Below are 26,210 nucleotides of genomic sequence, written 5' to 3'. Positions count from 1 at the left end.
GTCGAACCTCCGACCGGACAATGGCGCTCGTCCCTATTCCAAAGGAGCCTTTCCCATGAGCAATGATCCCTTCACTTTCGATATGTTCGGCTCGAGCGCCCTTTCATCTGGCCTAGGGCTCGGGGTCACCGCCTTTGGCGGTTTCTCGCCTGCTGCCGCCAACGACGACGATCCGGATCCAGTGCCACCGGCGCCGGCACCCGCCCTCCCGGTCGCTGCCGCCCCCGTACGGCGGCCAGGACTTCGGGCAAACTTCTATCTCAATGGCGACCGCGAACTGGGCGCCTCATGGAAGGACCGCGCCCGCGACAATGTCGCGGCGATCCTGGTCGCCGACGGCATCGCAAAGCAGGACCGACCGGCGACCCCTAAGGAACAGGCGCAGCTGATCCGCTTCACCGGCTTCGGCGCTGGCGACTTGGCCAATGGCATGTTCCGCCGTCCGGGCGAGGTCGATTTCCGACAAGGTTGGGACGATCTCGGCTCCTCGCTCGAAACTGCGGTATCTGAAGCCGACTACGCCTCGCTCGCCCGCTGCACCCAATACGCCCATTTCACGCCGGAGTTCATCATCCGGGCGATCTGGGCCGGGATTGGAAAACTCGGCTGGCGGGGCGGCCGTGTGCTGGAGCCTGGTATCGGCACAGGCCTGTTCCCGGCTCTGATGCCGGAGCAATATCGCGACGCGGCCTATATCACCGGGATCGAGCTCGATCCGGTCACGGCCCGTATCGTCCGCCTGCTGCAGCCCAAGGCCCGGATCATTAATGGAGACTTCGCCCGCACCGATCTGGCGCCGATCTACGATCTCGCCATCGGCAATCCGCCCTTCTCCGATCGCACTGTCCGCTCCGACCGCGCCTATCGGTCGCTCGGCGTCCGGCTGCACGATTACTTCATCGCCAAGTCAATCGATCTCCTGAAGCCCGGCGCGCTCGCAGCTTTCGCCACCTCGCATGGGACGCTGGACAAGGCAGATACGGCGGCGCGGGAGCATATCGCCAAGTCGGCCGACCTGATCGCAGCGATCCGCCTGCCCGAAGGCAGCTTCCGCCGTGACGCCGGCACGGATGTCGTCGTCGACATCCTGTTCTTCCGCAAGCGCAAACTTGGTGAGCCGGAAGGCGATCAGCTGTGGCTGGATGTAGACGAGGTCCGGCCCGCCACAGATGACGAAGGGGCCATCCGCGTCAACAGGTGGTTCGCCCGTCACCCCAACTTCGTACTCGGCACTCATGCCCTGACCTCGGGACCGTTCGGCGAGACCTACACATGCCGGCCGCACGACGGCAAGGGTCTTGAAACGGCACTTGCCGCTGCCATCGATCTCCTGCCCGCCGATCTCTACGACGGAGAGCCGACGCCGATCGACATCGATCTCGAAGATGAGCTTGGCGAGATCGTCGATCTGCAGCCTAAGGGCGGGCCTGTCCGCGAGGGCAGCTTCTTCCTCGACCGCTCCAAGGGCTTGATGCAGATGCTCGACGGCGCGGCCGCGCCGGTCACGGTCCGCAAGGGCCGCACCGGAGACGGCATCTCGGAAAAGCACGTCCGGATCATCAGCAAACTCATCCCGATCCGCGATGCCGTCCGTGAGGTGCTGAAAGCGCAGGAAACCGATCGTCCCTGGCGGGATCATCAGGTTCGGCTGCGCATCGCCTGGTCGAGCTTTGTGCGTGACTTCGGGCCGATCAACCACACCACCGTTTCGATCCAGGAAGATGCCGAGACCGCGGAGGTCAAGGAAACCCATCGCCAGCCAAACCTTACACCCTTCCGGGACGACCCGGACTGCTGGCTGGTCGCGTCGATCGAGGACTACGATCTGGAGACCGACACGGCGAAGCCCGGTCCGATCTTTTCCGAACGCGTGATTGCGCCGCCGGTGGCACCAACCATCACGTCGCCGGCAGATGCACTCGCCGTCGTGCTGAACGAACGTGGGCACGTTGATATCGACCATATCGCCGAGCTGCTGCACAGCGATCCGGCTGATGTGGTCGAGGAGCTGGGTGACGCCATCTTCCGGGACCCGGCCGATGGATCGTGGCAGACAGCCGACGGGTATCTCTCCGGCGCCGTCCGCACCAAGCTCGCAGCCGCACAGTCGGCAGCCGAGCTAGATCCAAATTATGAGCGCAACGTCCGCGCCCTGACTGACGTCCAGCCGGCCGACCTTCGACCCTCCGACATCACAGCACGCCTCGGCGCCCCATGGATCCCGGCCGCCGATGTCGTGGCCTTCGTCAAAGAGAAGATGGAGGCCGATATCCGCATCCATCATATGCCGGAGCTCGGGTCCTGGACGGTGGAGGCCCGCCAGCTTGGCTACAGCGCCGCCGGCACATCTGAATGGGGCACCAGCCGTCGCCATGCCGGCGATCTGCTCGCCGACGCTCTCAACAGCCGGGTGCCGCAGATCTTCGATGTGTTCAAGGACGCCGATAGCGAGCGTCGGGTGCTCAACGTCGTCGATACCGAAGCAGCCCGTGACAAGCTTCAAAGGATCAAGCAGGCGTTTCAGGACTGGGTCTGGACCGACCCCGATCGCACCGATCGGCTGGCCCGCGACTACAATGACCGATTCAACAATATCGCGCCTCGCAAATTCGATGGCTCCCATCTGAAGCTTCCCGGCGCCTCAGGCGCCTTCGTTCTTTACGGGCACCAGAAACGCGGCATCTGGCGGATCATCGCCGATGGCTCGACCTATCTCGCCCATGCCGTCGGCGCCGGAAAGACAATGACCATGGCCGCCGCCATAATGGAACAGCGCCGGCTCGGTCTGATCGCCAAGGCGATGCTTGTCGTGCCCGGCCATTGCCTGGCACAGGCTGCTCGTGAATTCCTCGCGCTCTATCCGAATGCCCGCATTCTCGTCGCCGACGAGACCAACTTCACCAAGGACAAGCGCGCCCGGTTCCTGTCGCGTGCGGCGACCGCGACTTGGGATGCGATCATCATCACCCATTCGGCGTTCCGTTTCATCGCGGTGCCCTCGGCCTTCGAGCAGGCGATGATCCACGACGAGTTGCAGCTCTATGAGGATCTGCTGACCAAGGTCGACAGCGAAGACCGTGTATCGCGCAAGCGCCTCGAGCGGCTGAAGGAAGGATTGCAGGAGCGGCTCGAAGGCCTCGCCACTCGCAAGGACGATCTTCTGACGATCTCAGAGATTGGCGTCGACCAGATCGGCGTCGACGAGGCGCAGGAATTCCGCAAGCTGTCGTTTGCCACCAACATGTCGACCCTGAAGGGTATCGACCCCAACGGCTCGCAGCGTGCCTGGGATCTCTATGTCAAATCCCGCTATATCGAGACGAAGAACCCCGGCCGGGCGCTCGTGCTCGCCTCCGGCACGCCGATCACCAACACACTCGGAGAAATGTTCTCCATTCAGCGCCTACTTGGCCATGAGGCACTTACTGAGCGCGGACTGCACGAGTTCGATGCTTGGGCCTCCTGCTTCGGCGACACGACGACCGAGCTCGAAATCCAGCCATCCGGCAAATACAAGCCGGTCAGCCGCTTCGCCTCCTTCGTCAACGTCCCGGAACTGATCGCCATGTTCCGGTCCTTCGCCGATGTCGTCATGCCCGAGGATCTCCGGCAGTACGTTAAGGTGCCCAACATCTCGACCGGGCGGCGGCAGATCCTGACAGCCAAGCCGACGGCGCTGTTCAAGACCTATCAGCAGATGCTCGATGGCCGGATCAAGGCGATCGAGAAGCGCGAAGGTCCGGCCCAACCCGGTGACGACATTCTGCTCTCGGTCATTACCGATGGCCGCCATGCGGCAATCGACCTGCGCTTCGTCATGCCGGCGGCCGACAATGAGGCGGATCACAAGCTCAACCTACTCGTGCGAAACGCCCACCGGATCTGGGCGGAAACCAGCCAAGCGATCTATCGCCGCCCGGATGGCAAGGATTTTGATCTGCCGGGCGCCGCGCAGATGATCTTTTCCGATCTCGGCACGATCAATGTCGAAAAAACCCGTGGCTTCTCTGCCTACCGGTTCATCCGCGACGAGTTGATCCGGCTCGGCGTACCGGCATCGCAGATCGCCTTTATGCAGGATTTCAAGAAAACCGAGGCGAAGCAACGCCTGTTCGGCGATGTCCGCTCTGGCAAGGTTCGCTTCCTGATTGGCAGTTCAGAAACCATGGGTACCGGCGTCAACGCGCAGCTTCGGCTGAAAGCTCTGCACCACCTCGATGTCCCGTGGCTGCCATCACAGATAGAGCAGCGCGAAGGCAGGATCGTCCGACAAGGCAACCAGCACGATGAGGTGGATATCTTCGCCTACGCTACCGAGGGTTCGCTCGATGCCAGCATGTGGCAAAACAACGAGCGCAAGGCTCGCTTCATCGCTGCGGCCCTCTCGGGCGATACGTCAATCCGCAGGCTCGAAGATGTCGGCGAGGGTGCTGCCAACCAGTTCGCCATGGCCAAGGCAATCGCTTCCGGCGACGAACGGCTGATGCAAAAGGCCGGGCTTGAGGCCGACATCGCCCGGCTGGAACGGCTACGCGCCGCCCATGAGGACGACCAATATGCCGTCCGCCGGCAGATGCGCGACGCCGAACGCGAGATCGAGGTCTCGACCCGTCGGATCGGTGAAATTGGCGAGGACATCAAGCGGCTGCGGCCAACCACGGGCGATGCCTTCACGATGAAGGTGCTCGGTCAGGACCATACCGAACGTAAGGAGGCCGGTCGCGCACTGATGAAGGAGATCCTCACACTTTTGCAGTTACAGCAGGAGGGCGAGGTGCATCTGGCGACGATCGGCGGTTTCGATCTGGTCTACGAGGGCGATCGTTTCGGCAAGGGTGATGGCTATCGCTTCGAAACCTACCTCCAGCGCACCGGGGCCGAATACGAGGTCGATCTATCCATCACGGTGACGCCGCTCGGCGCGATCTCACGCCTGGAGCACGCACTTGATGGCTTCGACAACGAGCAGCGCCAGTATCGCCGGCGGTTTCAGGAAGCCGAGCGCCGGTTGGCGTCTTATCAGACACGTACCGGCGGCCTGTTCCAGTTTGCCACAGAGCTGGATGCCAAGCGCAAACAGCTGCGTGAGGTCGAGGATGATCTGGCCGCGGAAGTTATCGCAGAGGCAGATGAGGCGAGGACCGCGCCAGCCGCATAGCTGCGCTGCACAATAAATGGATGCTGTGTGATCAAAAAAGGATCATAACGCACCCAGCTGATGCACATGACGGTCACCTCCCAGTTCCGTCGCAGCAGCTGTTCCCCTCTGGAGGTTCAAAATCTCCACACTTTACGGGCCGCGGTTTTCACCGGCGGCCCTTTCTTTTTGCCCCCATGACCGGCAATTGTGTCAGTGCCTCAATGCCAACGACGAGCTTGCTTATTGCGCTGCCTTTGCTTTTGAGGCCGGAATGATCAGGTTCACTTTGTAGCTCACGCTATTTTTCGCCGAAAGATCCGGTCCGATCTCGATCTTCCATGCGGGAAGTTTGGCGGAGGCCGAACCCGTATATGTTGCCGTGAAAATCCGTTCGCAGGTCGCTTTGACGTCGTCGAATTCGGCCAAACGCCTCAGTGCGTCCTTCAAACACTCGAGATTGCCAGTCGTGAATTGGTTGTTCTTGCGGCAGTTCACGGAGTTTTCGCCGCTGATGTTGAATGTCGCTTCATAGTCGTTCTTCATCGTGTTGCCGGTTGCATTTCCGCTGGAACCGCCGATCTCCAACCAGGGAAACTTCAATACGAGCTTGCTTTCGACATTGTTCGATTTCTCAACATTGACCGTCACGCGCGCTTTCACCAGGTTAGGCAGAATCTTGTAGCGTCCGGAACGAGCCGCGGAAGCTAGGTCGCACTTTATGCTGTTGTCGATGGCTGTCCCGTTGAACAGCCATATCTTCTGTGCTGGCTCAGCAGCGTAGACCATGGCGGACGGCATGAGCAGCGCCAGCGCTGCCAAGCAATGTCTCAGCATATTTTCCCCTCAACGTTTATTCCCCGACTGATTACAACCACGTGGTTTAAATAAAGGGAAGTGCCGGCAGAGGAGAAAGAAGAAGAGAAAGCAAAACCCGATCGCCGATCGGGCCTCCTGCCGCCGCTTGCGCTCAACCGCCGCCTGCGCGATCCCGGCTGCTGGTCCTTCGCAGGGCTTCAAAACCCCGCTCGTCCTGCGCAGCAGGGATGCTCGGCCGCAGTTGCGTCCGTCCGGCCGATTTGCGGTTCGGGAGATGTCTTCGAGAAAAAAATGAAGACAGGAAAGGGCTGGCAAGGCGCCGGTCCGGAACTCTCCTGAAAGGAACCGTCCCATGCAGATCATGAAGGTTGACCCGCGCGCGCTAAAGGAAAACCCAGACCGGATGCGACAGTCAAAGTCGTCGCCGCAGGCCGACGCGTTGATGCTCGCCACGATCAAGGCCGTCGGCATCGTCCAGCCGCCGGTGGTCGCGCCGGAAGCCGACGGCGGTAACGGCTATATCATTGACGCCGGCCATCGCCGCGTCCGGCTCGCGATCGCTGCCGGTCTCGAGGAAATCGAAATCCTCGTCGCGGACGCTGCCAACGATAATGGTGCGATGCGTTCCATGGTCGAAAACTCCGTCCGTGAACCTCTCAATCCCGTCGATCAGTGGCGCGGCATCGAACGGCTTGTTGCTCTCGGTTGGACGGAGGAAGCGATCGCCGTCGCTCTCGCCCTCCCCGTCCGCCAGATCCGCAAGCTGCGCCTTCTCGCCAATGTGCTTCCGGCCATGTTGGAACAGATGTCGCTGGGTGACATGCCGTCCGAGCAGCAGTTGCGGGTCATCGCGGCCTCCGGCCAGGTCGACCAGAAGGAGGTATGGAAAGCCCACAAGCCTAAGAAGGGTGACACCGCGTCCTGGTGGCAGGTTGCCAATGCGCTGACCAGGAAGCGCATGTATGCCAAGGATGCGAGCTTTGGCGATGATCTCGCTCAGGCCTACGGCATCGAATGGGTCGAGGATCTCTTCGCGCCGGCCGACCAGGATGGCCGCTATACCACGAATGTCGAAGGCTTCCTCGGTGCGCAGCATGAGTGGATGACGAGCAACCTGCCGAAGAAGGGCGGGATCGTCGACGTCAACAGCTGGGGCCAGCCGGAACTACCGAAGAAGGCTTCTCAGGTCTACGGCAAGCCGTCCAAAGCTGACCACGTTGCGATGTATCTCGACCGCGATGGCAAGGTGCAGACCGTCCATTACCGAATGCCGGAGACAGCGAAGCCGAAGGGCGCGGGCGTCGATGGAGTGGTCGCTGGTGGCGCTGATGCCGACGCGACCGCGTCGCCCAAGGCACGGCCCGATGTGACGCAGAAGGGTCACGAGATGATCGGCGACTATCGCACGGATGCGCTCCACGATGCGCTCGGTCGCGCGCCGATCGAAGACGACATGCTGATGGCGCTCATGGTGCTGGCATTCGCTGGCCAGAATGTTCGTGTCGACTCCGGCGCGGACGGGACGTTCTACGGCGGGAGGCGCTTCTCGCGCCACGTTGTGGGCTTGTTTGACGAGCATGGCAAGCTCGCCTTCGATCAGAATACGCTTCGGGTTGCGGTGCGCTCTGTGCTGATCGACGTTCTCTCTTGCCGCCGCGGCATGTCGAACAGCGGCATGGTCTCGCGCATCGCCGGCGACGCGATCGGCGCCGACGAATTCCTGCCGAACATGGGCTCGGAGGACTTTCTCTTGTGCCTGTCGCGCCAGGCGCTGGAGGCGTCTTGCGCCGAGGCGTCGGTCCAGCCGCGGCAGAAGGTGCGCGAAACCCGTGCAGCGCTCGTCGAGCATTTCGCACACGAACACTTCGTTCATCCGTTTGGCCGTTTCGCGCCACCGGCCGATGAGCTGCTCGAATGGATCAGGGGGGGTGCCGCCACCGATGTCATCGGCGCTGGCTCACGCAACGATGAGGATGAGGCCGACGAGGACGGTGAAGAGCAGGCAGGGCAGGTCGAAGAGGGCGCTGACCAAGACGATCCGCAGGACGCTGGCGTCGCACCCGAGGAAGAATACGACCAGGACTTCGACCAGAGGGCAGCAGCATGACCGCCGCTGTCCAGTCGAACATGCCTGCACCAACTCCCGATGTTTCGGGGGTGGAGTTTGCCACCAGTGCGGACGGCTTGCCCGTCGCCCGCATCGATGATCTGGTCCTCGCCATGGTCACATCACCCAGCGGCTTCGCATTCCTTGCGAGCGCCGTCGCCGTTCGTCGGCCGCTCGCAGATTTGACGCGCGCTGACTTCATTGGGCATGACGGCCGGGTGGCTGACGAAGCCGAATTCCGGGCGCGTGTCGCCGAGACCGCGGCGCATAAACGCGATCTGGCCAAGCTAAACCGCGTGCAGACCCGGATGTCGGCGAGTACGCCTTGGGGCGGCTCGCAGATGGGGGTCATCTATGCCGAGGGCGTCGTCGCCCATAGCACGGCCGGGCATGGCGGTTTTCATCTTTCGGCGGATCGCAATGCCAAGGTTCATCTCCTGCTGCGAAAGGAGACGCCCTGGTATGAGGAAGATTGTGAATGGGCAATCGTAGCGATCAGCTTTCCGGAGCTGTTTACCCGGTACGAGCGCTCCTTGGCCGAAAAGACCGTCCGCAATACCTGGCCGGATGCCTGGGAGGCGATCCATCGCTGCGTGCTGGCTGAAGGTGAAAGCTGGGCGAAGGATCGCCGGGCGTTCGATGAGCGCCATGCGGCCGACTTCGTCGTCACTTCCGCGATCTTCTCCAATCATCATGCAGGTATGACCGAGGTCGTGGCGGTCGTCGGCGGCGACCGACGATCTGGCGGTGAGCGCCGCTTTCTGGTCCCATGCGACGAGTATGCCAGCCGCGGCCGGTTTGGCTTGGTCATCGATCCGTCCCGTCACGTTGAGTATCACGGGCCATCCTCCTTCATTGGCTGGCGAAGCCGAGGGAGCGGGTCATGATCAACACCCTGGCTTTGGGGCCCCTGGCTAAGGCAGTCAGTGCACGGCGCGAGACCCAGCGGCATCTCGATTGTCTGAGCCGGCAGATTACGGCGCGCGCTGGACGGCAGGCGATAACAGTGAAGGTGCGGAGCCGGGCGCGTCGCCGAAGCGGTCCACGGCACTACCATCGGGAACATGTCGAGCGGCTTGTCTTCGAAAGGTGGAGCGAACTCGACGGCCTCATCAGCAGGCTGGCGGCACAAGAGCAAGTCATCGACGAACTCGAGCATTGCGATCATCCGCTCGCGCAATAATCAGCAAGACGGTCGGTCCGGACCCAGTATGGAGGCTGGCGGGTGTCAAACGACCCTGCGGCAATGATGTCAGCCAGTGTGGCGAACTTGGCGATGTCGTCCCTTAAGGCTTGCTCCTGACATCGGACCCGTTCCGGACTGCCCTTCTTTTCGCTGCGGTCTGAACCGGCGGCCGGTCGTTTCAAGGCCGCTGTCGCGCCGCGGAGCGGCCGATCCAGCCTCTCTGCGCGAGGGCAGGCCCGCGGTCTGCTCAGGTCAAGACCTGCTGGCCCGCAAACCTGTCCTGCTGGTTCAGCCGGATCGGACCTGTGAAGCCGCCCGTCCCTTGCCGGTTCTGGTCGTCCGCATCGAAGGGCAGACCGGCACGGGGCCGGAACCGCTTCGGAAGCCACGGAAGGAACAGACATGGCCAAGCCCTCAACCCCCAACCGCTCCAATGCTAAGGTGTCGCAATCCCGCCGCGGCACCACCCTCGAAATGGTCCGCCTCTCCTGCCCCGACGCCACGCAGGCACTCAAGATCGCTGAGAGCTTCGGCACGGCAGTCGTCGACAGCGATGGCATCCGCAGCCTCCACGAGCGGCTGATCGTCGAGACCGCCGAAAGCCTTTCGGAAGGCCTTGGCGAGAAAGCGATGCAGATCCACCTCCAGCGCATCGTCGGAGCCTTCGTCGGATCCGCGCATGGTGCCGGACAGTTTTACTCCCGCGCCGTCACGGAGGCGCGTGACGCTACCGCCAAGGCATCGAATGATCTCCGCGACGAGGATCTCGACGGTCCGGTCGGCTACGACAGCGCCGCCCAGCGCAAGCGGGAGTTCGCTGCCGACATGGGCGTCCAGTCCCACGCATTGCGCATGGCGGCCGAAGGGGCAGTGGCGGCCTACGAGCAGGTTGTCGGCGAGACTTGGAAGCCCTTCGACCGCCCGGTCGAGAACCCCGGCGCATCGCTCGACCGAAAGGCGGCCGAAGCACAGATGGCCGCTCTCGGATGACACCATTGGCGGGGGCAACGCCCCGCCCACTCTCTTCCCTCAAGGCCGGGCCTGCAGGCTCCGGCCTCTTCTTGTGTCGAAAATGAAGGCTGAAGACGTGCCTGTCGCGGCCCGTCTCGTTCGGCGGTCCTGCAGGAGCCGGGCGCCCATGCAACGGCTTTGCCGTCCTCCACGCTGTTGCGGCCGTTGCGGTGCATGGCCACACCATCGGCCCCTGACTTCGGACCTCCGTGACGGACCGCGACAGGCGCGGTCTCTGAAGAAGGAGAAAGAAGTCATGGCCAGGAAAGCGGGATCTGAGCGTATCGACATCTACACGCGGATCACAGATCGGATCGTCGAGGATCTGAAAACGGGCGTGCGTCCCTGGATGAAGCCGTGGAGCGCCGTCAATACCAATGGGCGGATCACCCGGCCGGTGCGACACAACGGCCTCCCCTATTCGGGGATGAACGTGCTGCTCCTGTGGTCGGAGCAGATATCACGGGGTTTTTCCTCATCGATGTGGATGACCTTCAAGCAGGCCCTGGAACTGGGCGGCTCCGTGCGCAAGGGCGAAACGGGCTCGACGGTCGTCTTCGCCAGTCGGTTCACAAAGTCGGTGGCCGACGGAAACGGCATCGATGTCGACCGGGAAATCCCGTTCCTGAAGGCATACTCGGTGTTCAATATCGAGCAGATCGATGGTTTGCCCGACACCTATCACGCCCCGCCAGCCAACGTGCGGGATCCTGTCGAGCGCATCGAGAGCGCCGATCGCTTCTTCAAAGCGACGGGCGCAGTCATCCGGCATGGCGGCAACCAGGCCTACTATTCGCCGGTCATGGACTATATCCAGATGCCGCCCTTCGAGGCATTTCGCGATGCTGCCGGATACGCGGCCGTCCTCAGCCATGAGGCGACGCACTGGACAGCCGCTGAACATCGGGTCGGACGTGATCTTTCTCGATATGCCAAGGACCGGACGGAACGCGCGCGCGAAGAGCTCATCGCCGAGTTGGGCAGTTGCTTCCTCTGCGCCGACCTCGGCATCGTGCCGGAGCTCGAGCCACGGCCGGATCACGCATCCTATCTGCAATCGTGGCTATCGGTCCTTGCCAACGACAAGCGGGCGATCTTCCAGGCGGCGGCCCATGCGCAGCGCGCGGTGAGCTTCCTGCATTCCTTGCAGCCGGAAGCGGATTTGAAGGCTGCGGCCTGACGCTCAGGCGCGGTCGGCACCACCGGTGGCGGCCGCGTGATCCATGTCGCGCTGGTCTTGAAGACCTTGTGCAATATCAGCATCCAACCTTCCCCAGATCGACGGTTTTGCAGCGTCGGGTTTTGGTTTGCGGATTGGTTTGCGCTCAATGATGAACGGCTTGGTCTACTGACGCATTGTTCCTCCAGGCGGCGATTCGCGTGTGCACGATATCGCACGGGTCATAGCGGGCAAGCCGGCCAATGGTTACGGGGGAGCGTTTCCCCAACTCCAGCATGCGGCGACGGCGGTGCGAATGCGGCGATGGAACGGATGCCATTCGTGCCCAGGGCAAATGCGGCGGAATGCCAGTGCCATATCCCTTCACGTCAGAGTTTCTGGCAACCCACCTGCGGGCTCGATGAGGCATGTCTGACCGGAGACCGGCTGCGCCTCGATCGTCTTCCCGCAACGACAAGCCACAGATTTCTTACCCCGGAAGGCTGCGCCCTCCTCCTCTCCCACTAACAAATCTGCGACTTGTCGCCCTCCATTGCATTGCGGCCCTATTGGGTGCGGTCCGATCGTCACCGGTCTTTGCGACTGCCATCGAGGCCGCGATGGGCGCGGCCCGAACACGAAAAAAGGAATACGACAATGGCAACCATCGGCACCTTCACTTCCGAAAAGAACGGCTTCACCGGTTCCATTCGCACGCTCGCCCTCAACGTCAAGGCACGCATCGCCCGGGTCGAGAACCCCTCCGACAAGGGCCCGCAGTTCCGCGTCTACGCTGGTAGCGTTGAACTCGGCGCGGCCTGGCAGAAGACCTCCGAGCAGGGCCGCGACTACCTCTCGGTCAAGCTTGACGATCCGAGCTTCCCTGCCCCGATCTACGCAACGCTCGCCGAGGTGGAAGGTGAGGAAGGCCTCCAGCTCATCTGGTCCCGCCAGAACCGTGACTGATCAGGATCACGAGGCTCCGCCACCGGCGGAGCCCTCTCCTCTCCGGAGAACCAAAGCCGGACCCGGCATCGAGCCAGGTCCGGCTTTTTTCGGTGGCATACGGTGAGTGGGGAAGCTGCTCAGAACGAGCGATCGTACCAAGCGGGCATACCGGTCTCAAGGATGAGCGGTTCCCCCAATTTACTCCACCTGCCCAGGGGCAGCCTCCGTAAATCGGCTCCCCCACTCCCCGGCTCGGCCGGTCGCTGGCGCGATCCCTGACCCCGCCATCCCCTTCTTGGGGCCAGAGGTCATCTTTCACAAACGTCAAGGAGACGAAGATGACCTACGAACTCGAAATCCAGATCGAAGAACTGCGGGCCTTATCTTGACAGTCTGCACCGACTTTACCGACCTTGGCTACGTCCATGCGCATGCTGAGGGAAGGCGCTTTCCAGGCCGGACGCAGCGCTCCCAAATAGCTGGCGGAGGCCGGCCTGGAGAGTGCCGGCGGCTATAGCACCTTCCGTAGACGCGGGCTCCCGGGTGGGGGTCTGGGGGAGGGTTGAACAAGCTATGGATATTTTTGACACTTCATCAAAGGTCACGCTCGAAGAGCGGCGAGCCGCCGAAGGCCTCGATGCCTACGTGCCGCGGATTTTACGCGGCGGTGAACTGTACGACGCCGACGTTGATCGCTTCTTTCTCGACCTACCGCTAAACGGGGTTCGCTCCCGTCATTCTCTTCGCGCCTACGGCTACGACATCATGGTGTGGTTGCGCTTCCTCATCGAAGTCTGTGACAAGACCGCCTGGGAAGCCGCCCGCTCCGATGTCGAAGCCTTTCACCGCATTCGTAGACGGAGCGAGCCTGGAAGCCGGATCTCGGCGGCGTCGTGGAACAGATCGATTGCTGCAATCGACAAGCTGTATGAGTGGGGAGTGCGCGAGGGACTTCTGCGATCGACCCCTTTCTCGCATCGGGAGATCTGGCGCCGTAATCGGACGCGGGGTCAAGGCAGGATAGTGGCGCGCAACGATGCATTCGAACGGCGTGCCAATCAAACAACCATCCGTTTCGTCACGCTTGAGGATTTTCGCCAGTTCCGGGATGTAGGGGTACGCGGTCTCACTGCGGGCGGAAGTGAGCGGCCGGGAGCGCGCGACAGGAATGGACTTCGCAACGCGCTGTTTGCGGAGATGCTGGTGGTGACCGGCTTGAGGCTCGAGGAGGCGTCGTTTCTCTTGGCGTTCGAGCTTGACGCTTTGCCTGCGGCGAATGCGTCTTGTCGTCAGGCATGGCTCAATTTACCTGCAGGTCTCACCAAAGGAGAGCGCGGACGGGCAATCCTTATTCCCGATGGTCTGCTTCAGCGGCTCCGCACCTACATTCGCGTTGAACGCGCCCACGCAGTCACAAAGTTCAAAGCCCGCCAAGGCTGGAGCGTTGTAGAACGTCCAATCCGTGTGCGTCGACCGACTGCCGGGTCAAGGAATCTCTTACTCCTCGACGGGCGAGTTGTTCCGCTGGAAGTCTTCTCGCCGGAAGAACGAGAGCGTTTGGTCATCTGTGAGGCGGATAACACGCCAATCGAACCAGCGGTATTGTGGTTGACGGAGGTGGGCCAGCCGGTGCGCCCAAATTCCTGGGAGGTCGCATTCGCCCGGGCCTGCCATCGTTGCCAGGCAAGTGGCTTTCCGATCGACATCAGTCCACATCAGCTCCGGCATACCTTCGCAGTTCATATACTGGCGATGCTAATTCAGCGCCAGCTCGAGGGCGCATCCTTGACGAGTTCGGCTGGTCCGGCGGAAGGCTACCGCAGAATCCTCGGAGATCCCCTGCAACAGGTGCAGCGGCTCCTTGGCCATGCCAGCCTTGAGACCACGTCCGTGTACCTGGATCATATCGCTACGCGCGCAGACACAGTTGATACCGCCGTCGCGGAACTGCTGGCGCTACTGCCAAGCGGTGATCGATTATTAACACCCGACCTCGCAGGGGCCAGCCTGTCGCGTTTAACCGAGAACTCATAGCGCCGCCCCAGTTGCCGGCTGACGTGGTATCAGGTCTCCGATTTAGCATCCAGACGCAGGATGGTGGCGAGGTTCCGCTTGACTACACTCATCTGAAGCCGCGCTGGCTGGCCCTTGCATTCGCGCGTGCGCTACGGCGACTTGCTGGTCTCGGTGGGCCCCTATCTGTCAGATCGACTGTAGTCGTCTACGCCCGCATCCTGCCGCTGTTTTTCGCGTATATGACAGAGGCAGAGGATGTACCTGCTGCGCCAAGACGGCTTCTGGTGCGTCATATTGATGGATTTGAAGCCTGGTTAGCGGCCAATGGCAAGTCGAACACCCATCTGCTGTTTATTTTGAACAAGATCATCGTGACGTTGCGAGAGGTAGCGTCTGAGGGGATTGTCGCATTTTCTGAACCGCTCCGCGATCGGCTCAGCTATACGACGCTGAGGCCGATACCCCCGGCCACTCCCCGCGATGCATACAGTCCCTACGTTGCACGGCAGCTTCGGGACGCTGCTCGGGCGGATATCATGAGGCTTCTTCAACGCTTTCGTGATCCTGAGCCAGTGAGCGCGCGCAGTGATCTGCAGGCCATGGAGAAAGAGATGCATGCGCAGATCGAGGCCAAGGGAATTTTGCCCCATAACGATCGCAGATATCGGGCTCTCCAGCACGCGCGAAGGGTTCGAGGTCTCTCGTCGGAGAACCTGTCTCGTCAGCTTCACGAGCAACATTATTTGACGTCTCACGACGTCATCCCATTGATGATATTCCTGGCCCTTGAGACCGGTCTGGAGCCCGAGTGCTGCAAGACCTTGACCGTTGATTGCCTTAGGAACCCTGCAAACGGGACGGTCGAGATTGCTTACATCAAACGACGGGCTCGTGGCGCTGAGTATAAGACACTTCGCGTCGGCGACGGAGGTCCGCGAACGCCAGGAGGACTTATCCGTCACGTGATTGCCTGGACTGCGGCCGCTCGCAAACATCGGCGGACCGACTGCCTTTGGGTGTACTATGGGTTCGGCGGGCTAACATCCGGGATAAACTATCCCCAGCATCGCATCGATGCTTGGACGGCACAGCACAATATTCGCGATGATAACGGCCAGCCCCTCCATCTTACGTTTTCTAGACTTCGCAAGACGCACAAGGCACTCTGGTATTTAAAGACAGAGGGACACATGACGCGTTTTGCGGTCGGTCACTCCAAGGAGGTGGCTGCTCGGCACTATGCCGATGTTCCCGCACTCCGACCTCTTCATGAATCTGCGATCGCTGATGCTTTCACCGAGGCAGTCAGATCGGCTACGTCGTCGACCGTCTTGACGCCAGAGGACGAAGAGATTTGGCGGAATGATCCGGTGACCGCTCCAGCGGGATGCGATCCGATCTCACTTCTCGACGGAAAGCAGGATATCTGGCTGGCAAGTTGTGGCGGGTTCTTTTCCAGCCCCTATGCCGATCCCGGCTCCCCCTGTTCGCAACCCTTCTGGGGTTGTCTTGAATGTCCGAACGCTGTCATCACCGCTCGCAAGCTCCCCGCCATCCTGTCGTTTCTCGCTTTCATTGAAGACCAGCGCCTCTCGCTTTCCGCCAGCCATTGGGCGGCGAAGTTCGCAACCGCGCACGCCCGCATCACCATGCAGATCCTGCCTGCGTTCGGTGCGGCGACCATCGAGGAGGCACGTTGTATGCTCGCCAGCGAACCGGTGTCCAACTACATGCCGCCGGAGGCGTTACAGTGAAGGCTATCGCCAACCTTCCCGTCGTCACTACGGATTTCGACAGCCGCCCCGTGCTGGCCACCGCAGCTTTGCGCCCCGGTTTCGAGCGGTCGAGCCTGTCGCGCTATGGCGACGACAGATGGGACTTGAACCCTGCGGTTTTTCGAGAGAACGTGCGAAGCTCAGACGCCACCGTGGATTTTAGCGTTGTCGATGACCCGCAGATTGGCCAGGCTCTTCGAGATTACCTTTATGTTCGCCTGAACATTGATCTGCCGGGATACAGGATGCGAGCGACACCGGTGAATGTCCGCCGCCTTTTTCGCTCCGCGCGCAGCTTCTTCGATTTCGTCAAGGCGGCCCATGGTGTCTTCGACCTCTGCCGCGTCGATCAGACCTTGCTTGACGATTTCTCCAGGTTTCTTCGTCGGGGACGGCGGCCGATCATCGTCATGCAATTATTAGGCATTGTGTTCGACCTGTACTTATTCCGCAATCATCTCACCGTGGCGAAGCTCACCTTCGAGCCCTGGCATGGGCGCAAGCCCGCCCAAGTCGCCGGGTATCGATTTAGGACGGAGGAGAACCGTACGCTGCGGATCCCGGAAGCGATCATCAAACCGTTGCTCGCATGGTCGCTCAAATATGTGACTGTATTTGCGCCCGACATTCTCGCCGCACGCAGGGAAGTGCTGGCACTCGAACAGCACCACAAGGCGCTCTGTGCTGGAGATGCTCTCGCCCCTCGCAACGAACGACGGGCGCGCCGTCAGGCTCGGTTGCATGCATATCTCGATGAACGCCGTCGGCAGGGCCGCGGCATTCCAGCCTGGCCTGACAGGATCGGCAGGGCAGCACCAGTCTCGGGATTCGAACCGCCTCTGAACTGGCAACTGATCTATCTCAATGTCGGCGCAGACGCCAATCTTCAACGATCTGCCGGCGGTCAACCCAACGACAAGATGAGGCGCACCGTCGAAGCAGCCGCCAGCGAACTGGGCACCGAGATCGGTGGAATGGATACCCAGATTTCGGTCGATCCTGATACCGGTCGTCCCTGGCGTGTCCGCTTTGACGCACGGGCGTTGGCAATAGAAGAACGTATGCTGCAAGCCGCCTGCTATGTCGTCTGCGCCTATCTGACCGGCATGCGCGATAGTGAAGTCCAGGCGATGCGTCCCGGTTGTCTCTCGATCACTCGTAGCGAGGACGGGCTGATTGACAGGCACAGGGTGAAGTCCGTCGCCTACAAAAGCAAGGAAGCACGTGGCGAAGAGGCGGAGTGGATCACCATCACACCCGTAGCGACGGCAATTTCAGTCCTCGAACAACTCAACGTCCGCTCTGTGCAACAGCGAGGTACCGAGACGCTTTGGCCAGTACTGTCTCTCTCACACGCTCGCAAGCGGGTACTTGCGACGGACGTCGTCACCAAACTGAATCAGTTTCGCGATTATCTGAACGAGCGGTTTGGAACTGAGGCCGAGCCGATCATACCACCAAGACCCGATGGCCGACCCTGGCAACTGACGACGCGTCAGTTCCGTCGAACGATCGCCTGGCATATCGCCAACAGACCCTTCGGAACCATCGCAGGAATGATCCAGTACAAACACGTCTCGGTCGCGACGTTTGAAGGCTATGCGGGCTCCAGTCGATCAGGGTTTCTTGCAGAGGTCGAGAACGAAAGGCGCCTCGGGCAGATGGATGACATTCTCACCTATTTCGACGAGAGACAGCTGGGCAACGGACTTTCCGGCCCAGCTGCGGTTCGGATAGCCAAGTCGCTCGATGGCGCTGCGTCCGCGTTGCAACCGCTTCCCGGCATGATCGCTGATCGCGGTCGCCTACGTGTCATGCTGGCCGACACGGCACGCACCCTCCATGTCGGCGTGTTGGCCGACTGTTTTTTTGATCCTGCTACCGCCGTCTGTCTTCGCCATGCCGCTGGCGAACAGTCCGCTCCGATGATCTCTCTGTGCGAGCCGTCGAGATGCCCTAACGCCTGTATAACAGCACGCCACCGTCCTGCGTGGGAAGGGGCGGCGGAGAATGCCAGGGGCGTGCTGAAGGAGAAGAGATTGTCCGAACTTCAGCGCCTCAGCATCGAACAGGATCTCCGAAGGATAGAGACCGTCCTATCCGATATCGATGCGGCAAGAGGATAGCCTGCTTCCATACAGTCGCGCCCCCTGTCGGGGACGCGGGGTCTCTTCTTTCTGCCGTCCCAGTTTACGGCTGCTCAGCCCGGGTAAAGGACGAGTGTGGTCCCCCGATTTTGCCTCCGCTCCGGTTCCCTGCGCTCCGACAAAACCGGCACCTCACTCGCCGCCGCTGGCGGTCGCTTCGCGCTCCTTGACCCGGGCTTCGTGCGCACGTCGCCCCGTTGACGTCATCAAAAAGGAGACGATCAACATGACTACTCTCGATCAAATCAACGAACTGCGCGCGGAGCTTCGGAGCTGCTATTTCACGAAGACCGAGCGCGCTATGGTGGAGGCCGAGCTTGCCGCCCTCGTCGCTAAGGCACAGGCCGAGAACGAGCAGTTCGCAAGCGACATCGCACTGTATCTCGCTGACCTCGAATGAGGTTGCGAGTGATCCGGGAGGGGTGCGCCCTCCCAGTTGTGGAACGCCTCAGGCCACAGCTGAGCCACGGTTGCCGACGCCTTGGCCACGCCGCCCAAATAGGGGGGCAAAATCAATGGTATTGGTCTGCGCCTGAGGGATAGATAGTCTACAATTTTACAAAAAATTTAGGTTAATTGACAGTTTCCATACTGGCCCATTCCATCGCAACCGTAGATCGGTAAGTTGACTGGCACCAGCTTTTGCCATTAACGTCCGGAGCGTTGCGCATGACTATACTTGCCACCACGAACAACTCACATGCAGGCAATTTTTCTTCCCTCCCGCATACGAGCGTCGTGGCAGCGGGCAGTCGTATGGTGGGCCCTGACATCCTGCGGTCCCTGGCGATCCTGCTGGTGATGCTCGTCCATCTGCCATTGAACGCCACGCCCGGAATATTGGTGACCGTCCGCGAATATGGCTGGCTGGGTGTCGATATCTTCTTTGTGCTCAGCGGCTACCTGATCGGCACGCAACTGTTCAAGGAATTGACGCGCACAGGAACCGTCGATTTCAAATCGTTCTATCTCCGCCGCGCCTTCCGCATCTTTCCGGCCTTCTTCGTGGTTCTAGGCCTGTACGCCTTCATTCCGATACTTCGCGACAACCCTTCCATGCAGCCGCTCTGGAAGTTCGCGACCTTCACGGTCAATCTCGGATTCGATCCGAGGGAAGGAAACGCTTTTTCCCAGGCATGGACGCTTGCCGTCGAAGAGCAGTTCTATCTCGTCCTGCCTTTGCTAGTTCTCCTCCTGTATAAGCGCATCGGCACAGGATGGGTGCTCGCCCTCGCAGGACTGTTGACCCTCGCCGGGGTCGTGCTGCGTTACGCGATCTGGGATATGCAGGTTGGCACCCTAGTCGCAGAAGGCCAGTTCCGCCCTGCCTTTGCGACTTACCTTCGCGATGTCTACTATCCCACATACACGCGTCTCGACGGCCTGTTGTTCGGCGTGGTGCTTGCGGCCGCCCGCTTCTTTAAGCCAGAGCTTTGCAGGCAGTATCTGCCGCCCAAGCTCACCATTCCCTTAGGTCTGATCTTTGTAATTGCAGCGCTCATCTGTTTCGTTGATCGGGGACCGCTTGCAGGACAAGGCATATTTCCGGTGTTTCAGGCGCAGCTCGGCGCGGTTGCGGGCTTTCCGCTGATCTCGATCGGCCTCGCACTGCTATTCTGCGCCATGCTCGATCTTGAGCACGTTCTAAGCCGCTGGCCCATCCCAGGTGCAGCTGTCGTCGCGACGCTGTCCTACAGCCTTTACCTCACGCACAAATCCGTCTTTCACGTAATGCGCCTGGTCTTTGGAGAAGAGAACCTACAAGGCAGCGTCGGCTTTGTGGCTTACCTGATCGCAAGTTTTGCCGTCGCGGCTGTTCTCTGGTTTTGTGTAGAGCGGACATTCCTGCATCTTCGGGATAGAGTGCTGTCGCCATCAAAGTAGGTTTGCGACAGAATTTCCCATGGTTTTCGGCGCCGTCATCTTAGTCGCGGTACTTAGGTTTTTCAGCTCGGAAACCCATTCGTAGTTGACTGTCAGGATAACGTGCCGAGCTGCGCAATGCTGTCGATGGTGCCGAGCGCCGCCAGATCGAGGCTGAACTCGAAATCGCCCAGGCGGAGTTGATCGTCTCAGCTGCCGAGCTGGACGGCCTTGCTGAAGCTGAGCCACCTTTCTGAGGTGGTTCCCATCGCCTGTCGTCTTCGGATCAGAGCCGCTGCAATTTTCCTGTCGATCCCATTTCATCGACATTGGGAATGATGCGGATCGTGCGTCCTGCCGCAACCTGATGCCAGCAGAATTTTCCCCGCCTGCGGCTCCTCGCGGCGCAAAATTCAGCTGTCCTCAGGTCCTCCGCTGCGCTCCGGCCGTGCCCGGTGCGGCACTCCTTCCCGATCCGCATTTCATCCCCGCGACGAAACGCAATCGACAGGAGAAACCAAATGCAACAGCTCGCCAAATTCCTCAAAGCAACCGGCCGCCGCCTGCGTAACCTCGCCAAGGTGATGTGTCACTTATTCCGCAAGGGCAAACTCGGCCTGAAGATCGCGATCACGATCCCGTTCTTCGTCGAGATCGAGGTCAATTTCGAGACCGATTGGAACCGGCGGTCTTAGCCGCCGTATCTGCCCGGTTCGCCGGGCCGATCTCTTAGCCTCAGCACCATGGCTCTCGTCGGCCGCTCCAGGTTCTGGCGAGACCTTCTGAGACCAGAATATCGCCCAGGCTCCGACCGTCGCGGATCAGCACACGAAGCTTGCGACCATATCGGTCGGCATCGAGGCCGGGCCAAGCTTTCAGTTCAAACGGACCCTCGTTGATGAGCTCGAGCATTCTGGCCGTGGCGCGGTTGCCGAGAGCGAGTTCCGACGAGCACTTCGGTTCACTCACCTCCGGAATGTCGATATCGGCGATACGGATCTTCTGGCCACGAAGCCAGATTGTGTCCCCGTCAACGACGCATGCCGCACGCGAGCGGTGGCACACATTTGGAATGGCAGGCTTACTTTAAATCCGGCTTCGCTTGCGTAGGCTTTGTTGCCGATCAAGGCGTGGGCAGCTGGAGAAATGACGAAGATCGCCACCTGGATCATTCTGATGAAGCGCCACATCTGCCGACGAGCGACACCTTCTGATCTGCTGTCCATGCGTAATCCTTGAATTGGGCGCCTTTTATTAGCTGTCGTTGCGCGAATGTCGAATGACCGCTGCGTATCCGCGCCGCTTCTTCTGTCGGAGAAGATCGAGAAAGAGGGCCACTGCCTCTTGCTCCGTTTCGAAATGTTGGCTCATTGTCTGGCCGGTGGTTCCGATACGCCCCCAACGCCGCGTGAGGCAAGCCTCTCCGAACAGGTTAGGCTGGATGGACATCGCATAGAAGCGGGCCATGTTTTTCGTACGGTCCGATCTTTCGATGTAGAGATGGTAGGGCTGGGTGATCATGCCGGGATGATCGTCTTTTTGGCAATCTCCGTCCAACGAGAGTTTTGAATCGCTCGGGAATGATCGATTCATTTTCGTGATCTGGCGACACAGTCGTGCTTGGGCGGTCCGCCTTCGGCGTACGACTCTATTCGCTGATGCGAACGAAGCCCGCCTGCGGTCTTCGCCCATCCGGGTCACGATCCTCCCTCAACATCTCTACCTGAAGCGGAGCGGCCGTTTCACAATGGGGACCGAGGACATGCTGATCGGTGGACGCTCCTTGCCTATGATCCTCAGAACAGCCCGGTCATGGTGGAAGTCCAGAAACTCTCGTGCCATTGCAGCATCGGCGAAATGGGTGGAGATCTGAGCATCGGCGGAAGCCGTGAGTATACCCGGTGGAACTACCTCGCCCCATCCTTTCGCCTTGCGAAATTCCTTCACAATCATACCAAAAGGCGGATATGCGTGACTGAGTTGCGCCTCGGGATATCCAACGAGACTCCCTGTAATGTCGCACGCGATTAAGCCGTCCGGCCCCGCGAAATGGTCAAATTGCTTTTGCTTCATTGCCAGCAAGTCACGGGACACCGCATTGTGGCATGCCACCGAGAATTCCTCAGCGTCGCTCTTGGGGCGGCCTGCGACTGCCTGCACGTAACTGAAATCTGTGGGAGTATCGTCGACGCGAATGACCCAGAACCCAGGGCTCGACCATCCGTCACCCCTATTCATCCGCCGCTCGAACCGCCTTATACCGGCCCCTATTTTCGAAGGGCCATCGGAAACGAGCAAATCAAATCGCTCAAGCAGCGCCGAGAGATCGCTGTGGTCCTGATAGTCCGATATGTGATCTCCGTCGTTATAGCGTGCCAGCATATCCCGAAAATGCTGTTCGGCAGCCTTCTTTGTCTTGAATACCTGACCGTTCGTAAGCTCGACGGGTTTTGCCATCTATTCCTCCTCCAATACCGCCCTGATCAGCACTTTTTCGCGTATTTCGCGGACCACGATCGAGGGAAGACCAAGGGCATCCAGCCGGTCGCGTCGGTCAACGACCCATTGAATGCATGCTGCCTCATCCAGCTGATCCAACGCGACAATCTCGTATAAAGCCACCGCGCCTATGCGCGACATGCCCAACTCCATCAAGGAACGCAGGGTGACAGTGCTGACGCCGAACTCCAATGCAACACCGATATCGAGGTCCTGATCGATAAGGTCCTCCCGACCTATGTCCTTCAAGTGCTGATTCAGCACATCGACATAGGCCGAGAAGTAGCGCGGTGCCAGAAAGCGGGCCGTGCCTTCGATCATCTCAAGCGTGCTTCGTATGACACTGGCCGTATCGACCTCACCGTCACGCCGTTGGAGGTACTCCAGCCGCTTACGGATGATCGTCGGCAGGGAAAAGCCTTTCAGCCATTGCAGCACCGTCAGCGCGTGAAGCGGGATCAAAGTCTTTGGCACAAAGACAGTCAGGACATTGTCATTGATCCGTTCCATCATGTTGGAGAAACGATGATATGCATCGTCGCTTTCCGACGGCGCAGCCAGCAAATCTTCCGTTGATCCTTCATATGCCCGAAAATATGCCAGCAGGCTTTGGAGCCCGATCAAGCTTACCCCGGGATTTCTAGCGCCGATATCGGCAGCGAGGTCGAGGCCATCGGTCGCTTTCGCGAGCGCCTGCTCAAGCCGTTGCAGGTTTGCAGAAGACTGGCGCTTTGCCCATGGCGCTGCCGTCAAAGATCGATCGCGAACATAGGCAGTTGTAAGATAGGCGCTCACCTGCTCAAAGGCTCGGACCTGATCTGGGTCGATGTCAACGCCCAAAGGGCGCCTTTCTATATAGGCGGTCAGTTCGTCAAGTTTCGACAGCGCAGTATCCGTCTCTCTGCGAATAGGATACCGGGTACGTTGGGGAACGCCTGACGGCCAGGCTTTTTCGTCCGACGCGTCGATGCAGATGATATTGCCCTGAAATTCATCACCCCATCTGCCCGCTCGACCCGCAAGATTCCAGAAATCTTGCGGCTCCATCGGCGTCTTCTTTCCCTTGCGGGGTCCGCGAACCACGATCGTCCTACAGGAGAGATTAACGCCCTCAATGAGCGTGGACGTGCAAACCAGGAATTTCAGCTTTCCTGTCTTGAACAGGCGCTCGACTTCCAGACGGATCAACGACGGCATGTTTCCGTAATGGAACGCAACACCGGCCTCTACCAATGGTCCGAGGCTATAGCTTCTATGCACACATTTCCGGGCCAAGTCGGAAAGGTCGGCCAATTCTTGATCTATCTCCTTAGATCTCGGCAGCAGCTGACTGATGAGCTCGGCGACATGTTCGGCCTCCGCCGCACCATTGGTGTAGACCAACGTTCCGCCTCGCTCACCAATCGCGGCTGCAATGAAGGCAAGTCTTTTCGACAGTGAACCCGGCTTGCTCGCGAGTGTCAGCGTCCCGAGAGGTAGATAGTCTTCATTGTGCCGGAACTTCAGCGCCCATTTGAGAGGCTTTGCCGGAACCTGGTGAGCGACAACGATGTTTTGCAAAACGGTGGCCACATCACTGTCGATCGGTATGGTAGGCGTGGCTTCGGGCGCATCGTCGAGAAGCACTTCAGGATTTTGCGTTGCCGGGCTTACAAACGTGACACGCATATTGGGGCTCGATCGAAGAAGACGCTCGATAGCATCTTGAAGGATGACCCCGCGCTGCGGATCACCAATCTTGTGTGCCTCATCCACGACAACGAGATCGAGGTCGACACGCTCGTGCAAAAGGTTGGCCAGAAGATGCAATCGCTCTTGCGTGAAGACGAACACACATCGCTTACCGGATTTCTCTGCAGCCGCATATTTCTGCGCGGATGGCAGCGAGGAAATCTCAATATCGAGCCCGGACTGCGCGGCAACCTCGGCCAGCGACGCCTCGATCTCCGAGACGAGTGCGCGTGTCGGTGCGAGATAGACTGCCCGCTGGATCTTCTCGGTCGCGATGCAATCGACAAGCCATTTCAATACGAGGAAGGTCTTGCCGGATGCCGTGGGAGCAGAGGCGGACAGCCAGGCCCGCTCCTGGGCAGCCGCGCGCCAAAATTCGAGCTGAAACTCGTTGACCGGCAGGCGCTCACCTGTCGCTTCCAGCAGGATGGAATTCTCAAGTTGCTTGCGCTGGTCCTCGATCCGAAGCGCGACGCCCAGCCGTGCTTCCAGGTCGGGCTTTAACCGCCCGCGCTTTTCGGCGAGTGCCACCGAGCGGCGATTTGAGAGTTTGTCGAATAGGACCGCGGCTGCATCGCGAACTGGGTCTGACGTTGGTAGCAGCATCGCACCGGTGGCGATCCGCAAACTAGCCTCGCGATGCAACCGCTTTCTCGAACGCGCAAGGATACTCGCACCAAAGAGAAGGCGCGGCCAATCGAACTTGACCTCAACCAACGCGGGTTCTTGCGTCACGTTGTCTAGTTCTAAAAGCGTGGTGACCAAGCCGAGCTGTTGCAACTCGCCCCGCAATGATGTGTCGTAAAGCCAATCCTGGAGTTCTGCCTCAGACATCAACGCCCCATCGCTTCGAGGAACGCTTCTCTGAATTTGTCGACAGATGGAAGTGGCAGGCAAAGGAAGTGGATATCAAAATGCTGAAGCTTCTCCTCGATCAGCCTGCGACCAACTGATGCGGACCATCCCTCAAGTCCCACCTTCGCGGCAGCTACCATATCATCCAACACACCCTGTCCATCATCGGCAGGATAGAACTCGGCGTCGAAGCCGACCAGCGCTACGCCGCAATACTCCACCCTGTTCGACATGGGAGAGGTTGTGTCGAAGAAACGACGGAAAGCTGCGGACAATTGCGGATCGCCAAGATCGGCCTTGTCGCTTAAAAGGACCAAATCTCGCTCCCGTGATGAATCGAGATGATCCTCTTCGATTAAGAATGGTGCCAGCGAGCTAAGGCAGTCCCGGATCGCATCTGTCGGATCCTTGTAGACTTTGGATTCGCCCCAGAAAAGTTTCAGCTTACCGTCGTCGGATACCGATGCGTAGACGCCGTCGGCACCGTGATAGTGCATACGACTGTCCGTCTTGAGGTCCATCTTGCAGAGAACATGCGGGATGCCGAGGAAGCGCTCCGCCAGAAGGAATAGAAGCATTTCACCTCCCTCGCCGGTCTTGGCGAGGTCGGTGAACACGGCTCTTGCTTTTTCATGGAGTGCTGCGACGGCAGATGTGGATCGAAACTTTGCATCCCGCTGCCTCGCTTCTTCGATGCGAGTACGGGGAATGGCATAGTCTGCTGCGGCGTGGCGCATGAATTCCGCCAGCCGTTTGATTTTGACCTTGCCGTTTCCGTCGGTCGTGAGGCAATGGCAATAAACCGTGACCTTGTGTCCATCGATTACGATGTCGCGTTCGACCAAGTGTAAGTGCACACCCAATTCGTCCGGATCGCCCGACAAAATCGCGTCGAGCTCTGCACTGGTGATTTCTGCCATGTCCCCGCAGTCCTAGAGAATCAATTGCAATTATATT

General features: G+C 60.0%; 19 protein-coding genes and 1 pseudogene. 13 read left to right on the top strand and 7 right to left on the bottom strand.

Annotated elements, in window-relative coordinates:
* Positions 1-55: 55 nt before the first annotated feature.
* Positions 56-5,158 carry a DEAD/DEAH box helicase family protein gene (locus QZ869_RS13290; RefSeq protein WP_296105369.1) on the top strand — a complete coding sequence of 1,701 codons (5,103 nt, stop codon included), beginning with the start codon at positions 56-58 and terminating at the stop codon, positions 5,156-5,158.
* A gap of 222 nt (positions 5,159-5,380) precedes the next feature.
* On the opposite strand, the gene QZ869_RS13285 is transcribed toward QZ869_RS13290, so the two are convergent.
* A complete protein-coding gene (locus QZ869_RS13285) occupies positions 5,381-5,974 on the bottom strand; it encodes a hypothetical protein (RefSeq protein WP_296105367.1) in 594 nt (197 codons plus the stop codon).
* A 334-nt stretch (positions 5,975-6,308) separates the two neighbouring features.
* On the opposite strand from QZ869_RS13285, the gene QZ869_RS13280 reads away from it, so the two are divergent.
* The 12 genes from QZ869_RS13280 (at position 6,309) to QZ869_RS13225 (ending at position 20,863) form a co-directional block, all read left to right on the top strand.
* On the top strand, positions 6,309-8,063 hold the full coding sequence (locus tag QZ869_RS13280; protein ID WP_296105365.1) for a ParB N-terminal domain-containing protein: 1,755 nt from the start codon (positions 6,309-6,311) through the stop codon (positions 8,061-8,063).
* Positions 8,060-8,950 carry a hypothetical protein gene (locus tag QZ869_RS13275; RefSeq protein ID WP_296105364.1) on the top strand — a complete coding sequence of 297 codons (891 nt, stop codon included), beginning with the start codon at positions 8,060-8,062 and terminating at the stop codon, positions 8,948-8,950. Before QZ869_RS13280 ends, QZ869_RS13275 begins: the two co-directional genes overlap by 4 nt.
* Positions 8,947-9,246: a hypothetical protein gene (locus QZ869_RS13270; protein WP_296105362.1), complete on the top strand. Its 300-nt coding sequence runs from the start codon at positions 8,947-8,949 to the stop codon at positions 9,244-9,246. Before QZ869_RS13275 ends, QZ869_RS13270 begins: the two co-directional genes overlap by 4 nt.
* Before the next feature lie 405 nt (positions 9,247-9,651).
* Positions 9,652-10,239, top strand: a complete 588-nt coding sequence (locus tag QZ869_RS13265) for a hypothetical protein (protein ID WP_296105360.1) — start codon at positions 9,652-9,654, stop codon at positions 10,237-10,239.
* A 277-nt stretch (positions 10,240-10,516) separates the two neighbouring features.
* Complete coding sequence (locus QZ869_RS13260) at positions 10,517-11,440, top strand: zincin-like metallopeptidase domain-containing protein (protein WP_296105358.1); 924 nt, start codon at positions 10,517-10,519, stop codon at positions 11,438-11,440.
* A gap of 636 nt (positions 11,441-12,076) precedes the next feature.
* A complete protein-coding gene (locus QZ869_RS13255; RefSeq protein WP_296105356.1) occupies positions 12,077-12,385 on the top strand; it encodes a DUF736 domain-containing protein in 309 nt (102 codons plus the stop codon).
* 555 nt (positions 12,386-12,940) lie between these two features.
* Positions 12,941-14,401 (top strand): site-specific integrase, encoded by a 1,461-nt coding sequence (locus QZ869_RS13250; protein ID WP_296105353.1) that lies wholly within the window; start codon positions 12,941-12,943, stop codon positions 14,399-14,401.
* Positions 14,402-15,573: 1,172 nt separating this feature from the next.
* Positions 15,574-16,137: a hypothetical protein gene (locus QZ869_RS13245; RefSeq protein WP_296105351.1), complete on the top strand. Its 564-nt coding sequence runs from the start codon at positions 15,574-15,576 to the stop codon at positions 16,135-16,137.
* A complete protein-coding gene (locus QZ869_RS13240) occupies positions 16,134-18,284 on the top strand; it encodes an integrase (RefSeq protein WP_296105350.1) in 2,151 nt (716 codons plus the stop codon). Before QZ869_RS13245 ends, QZ869_RS13240 begins: the two co-directional genes overlap by 4 nt.
* A gap of 247 nt (positions 18,285-18,531) precedes the next feature.
* On the top strand, positions 18,532-18,705 hold the full coding sequence (locus QZ869_RS13235; protein WP_296105348.1) for a hypothetical protein: 174 nt from the start codon (positions 18,532-18,534) through the stop codon (positions 18,703-18,705).
* Positions 18,706-18,974: 269 nt separating this feature from the next.
* Entirely contained in the window at positions 18,975-20,189 is a 1,215-nt protein-coding gene (locus tag QZ869_RS13230; RefSeq protein ID WP_296105347.1) for an acyltransferase, read from the top strand.
* A gap of 500 nt (positions 20,190-20,689) precedes the next feature.
* Positions 20,690-20,863, top strand: coding sequence for a hypothetical protein (locus QZ869_RS13225; RefSeq protein WP_296105346.1), 174 nt, complete (start codon positions 20,690-20,692; stop codon positions 20,861-20,863).
* Positions 20,864-20,903: 40 nt separating this feature from the next.
* Here QZ869_RS13225 and QZ869_RS13220 read toward each other — a convergent pair.
* The 6 genes and pseudogenes from QZ869_RS13220 to QZ869_RS13195 form a co-directional block, all read right to left on the bottom strand.
* Positions 20,904-21,209: pseudogene (locus QZ869_RS13220) on the bottom strand (thermonuclease family protein); the annotation flags it as partial.
* Positions 21,134-21,394: a hypothetical protein gene (locus QZ869_RS13215; protein WP_296105433.1), complete on the bottom strand. Its 261-nt coding sequence runs from the start codon at positions 21,392-21,394 to the stop codon at positions 21,134-21,136. The pseudogene QZ869_RS13220 and the gene QZ869_RS13215, both read right to left, overlap by 76 nt.
* A 28-nt stretch (positions 21,395-21,422) precedes the next feature.
* On the bottom strand, positions 21,423-21,689 hold the full coding sequence (locus tag QZ869_RS13210; RefSeq protein ID WP_296105344.1) for a WGR domain-containing protein: 267 nt from the start codon (positions 21,687-21,689) through the stop codon (positions 21,423-21,425).
* Between the two features lie 198 nt (positions 21,690-21,887).
* Positions 21,888-22,625, bottom strand: coding sequence for a DCL family protein (locus QZ869_RS13205; protein ID WP_296105342.1), 738 nt, complete (start codon positions 22,623-22,625; stop codon positions 21,888-21,890).
* The gene (locus QZ869_RS13200) at positions 22,626-25,232 is read right to left on the bottom strand and encodes a DEAD/DEAH box helicase (RefSeq protein ID WP_296105340.1); all 2,607 of its coding nucleotides are present in this window, start codon (positions 25,230-25,232) and stop codon (positions 22,626-22,628) included.
* Entirely contained in the window at positions 25,232-26,173 is a 942-nt protein-coding gene (locus tag QZ869_RS13195) for a DUF1837 domain-containing protein (protein WP_296105338.1), read from the bottom strand. Before QZ869_RS13195 ends, QZ869_RS13200 begins: the two co-directional genes overlap by 1 nt.
* Positions 26,174-26,210 lie beyond the last annotated feature (37 nt).

This window comes from uncultured Agrobacterium sp. (assembly GCF_913777885.1).
In the GTDB taxonomy this organism is placed as follows: domain Bacteria; phylum Pseudomonadota; class Alphaproteobacteria; order Rhizobiales; family Rhizobiaceae; genus Agrobacterium.
The sequence above is the reverse complement of the archived record's forward strand: the minus strand, read 5'-3'. Positions and strand labels throughout refer to the sequence as shown.

What these genes read in the sequence shown, in the direction of transcription:
- QZ869_RS13275 (WP_296105364.1), top strand. Translation starts at nt 8,060, where the DNA reads ATGACCGCCGCTGTCCAGTCGAACATGCCTGCACCAACTCCCGATGTT.
- QZ869_RS13230 (WP_296105347.1), top strand. Translation starts at nt 18,975, where the DNA reads ATGACTATACTTGCCACCACGAACAACTCACATGCAGGCAATTTTTCT.
- QZ869_RS13215 (WP_296105433.1), bottom strand. Translation starts at nt 21,394, where the DNA reads ATGGACAGCAGATCAGAAGGTGTCGCTCGTCGGCAGATGTGGCGCTTC.
- QZ869_RS13225 (WP_296105346.1), top strand. Translation starts at nt 20,690, where the DNA reads ATGCAACAGCTCGCCAAATTCCTCAAAGCAACCGGCCGCCGCCTGCGT.
- QZ869_RS13200 (WP_296105340.1), bottom strand. Translation starts at nt 25,232, where the DNA reads ATGTCTGAGGCAGAACTCCAGGATTGGCTTTACGACACATCATTGCGG.
- QZ869_RS13255 (WP_296105356.1), top strand. Translation starts at nt 12,077, where the DNA reads ATGGCAACCATCGGCACCTTCACTTCCGAAAAGAACGGCTTCACCGGT.
- QZ869_RS13280 (WP_296105365.1), top strand. Translation starts at nt 6,309, where the DNA reads ATGCAGATCATGAAGGTTGACCCGCGCGCGCTAAAGGAAAACCCAGAC.
- QZ869_RS13285 (WP_296105367.1), bottom strand. Translation starts at nt 5,974, where the DNA reads ATGCTGAGACATTGCTTGGCAGCGCTGGCGCTGCTCATGCCGTCCGCC.
- QZ869_RS13250 (WP_296105353.1), top strand. Translation starts at nt 12,941, where the DNA reads ATGGATATTTTTGACACTTCATCAAAGGTCACGCTCGAAGAGCGGCGA.
- QZ869_RS13290 (WP_296105369.1), top strand. Translation starts at nt 56, where the DNA reads ATGAGCAATGATCCCTTCACTTTCGATATGTTCGGCTCGAGCGCCCTT.
- QZ869_RS13195 (WP_296105338.1), bottom strand. Translation starts at nt 26,173, where the DNA reads ATGGCAGAAATCACCAGTGCAGAGCTCGACGCGATTTTGTCGGGCGAT.
- QZ869_RS13205 (WP_296105342.1), bottom strand. Translation starts at nt 22,625, where the DNA reads ATGGCAAAACCCGTCGAGCTTACGAACGGTCAGGTATTCAAGACAAAG.
- QZ869_RS13235 (WP_296105348.1), top strand. Translation starts at nt 18,532, where the DNA reads ATGACTACTCTCGATCAAATCAACGAACTGCGCGCGGAGCTTCGGAGC.
- QZ869_RS13265 (WP_296105360.1), top strand. Translation starts at nt 9,652, where the DNA reads ATGGCCAAGCCCTCAACCCCCAACCGCTCCAATGCTAAGGTGTCGCAA.
- QZ869_RS13260 (WP_296105358.1), top strand. Translation starts at nt 10,517, where the DNA reads ATGGCCAGGAAAGCGGGATCTGAGCGTATCGACATCTACACGCGGATC.
- QZ869_RS13270 (WP_296105362.1), top strand. Translation starts at nt 8,947, where the DNA reads ATGATCAACACCCTGGCTTTGGGGCCCCTGGCTAAGGCAGTCAGTGCA.
- QZ869_RS13210 (WP_296105344.1), bottom strand. Translation starts at nt 21,689, where the DNA reads ATGATCACCCAGCCCTACCATCTCTACATCGAAAGATCGGACCGTACG.
- QZ869_RS13245 (WP_296105351.1), top strand. Translation starts at nt 15,574, where the DNA reads ATGACGCGTTTTGCGGTCGGTCACTCCAAGGAGGTGGCTGCTCGGCAC.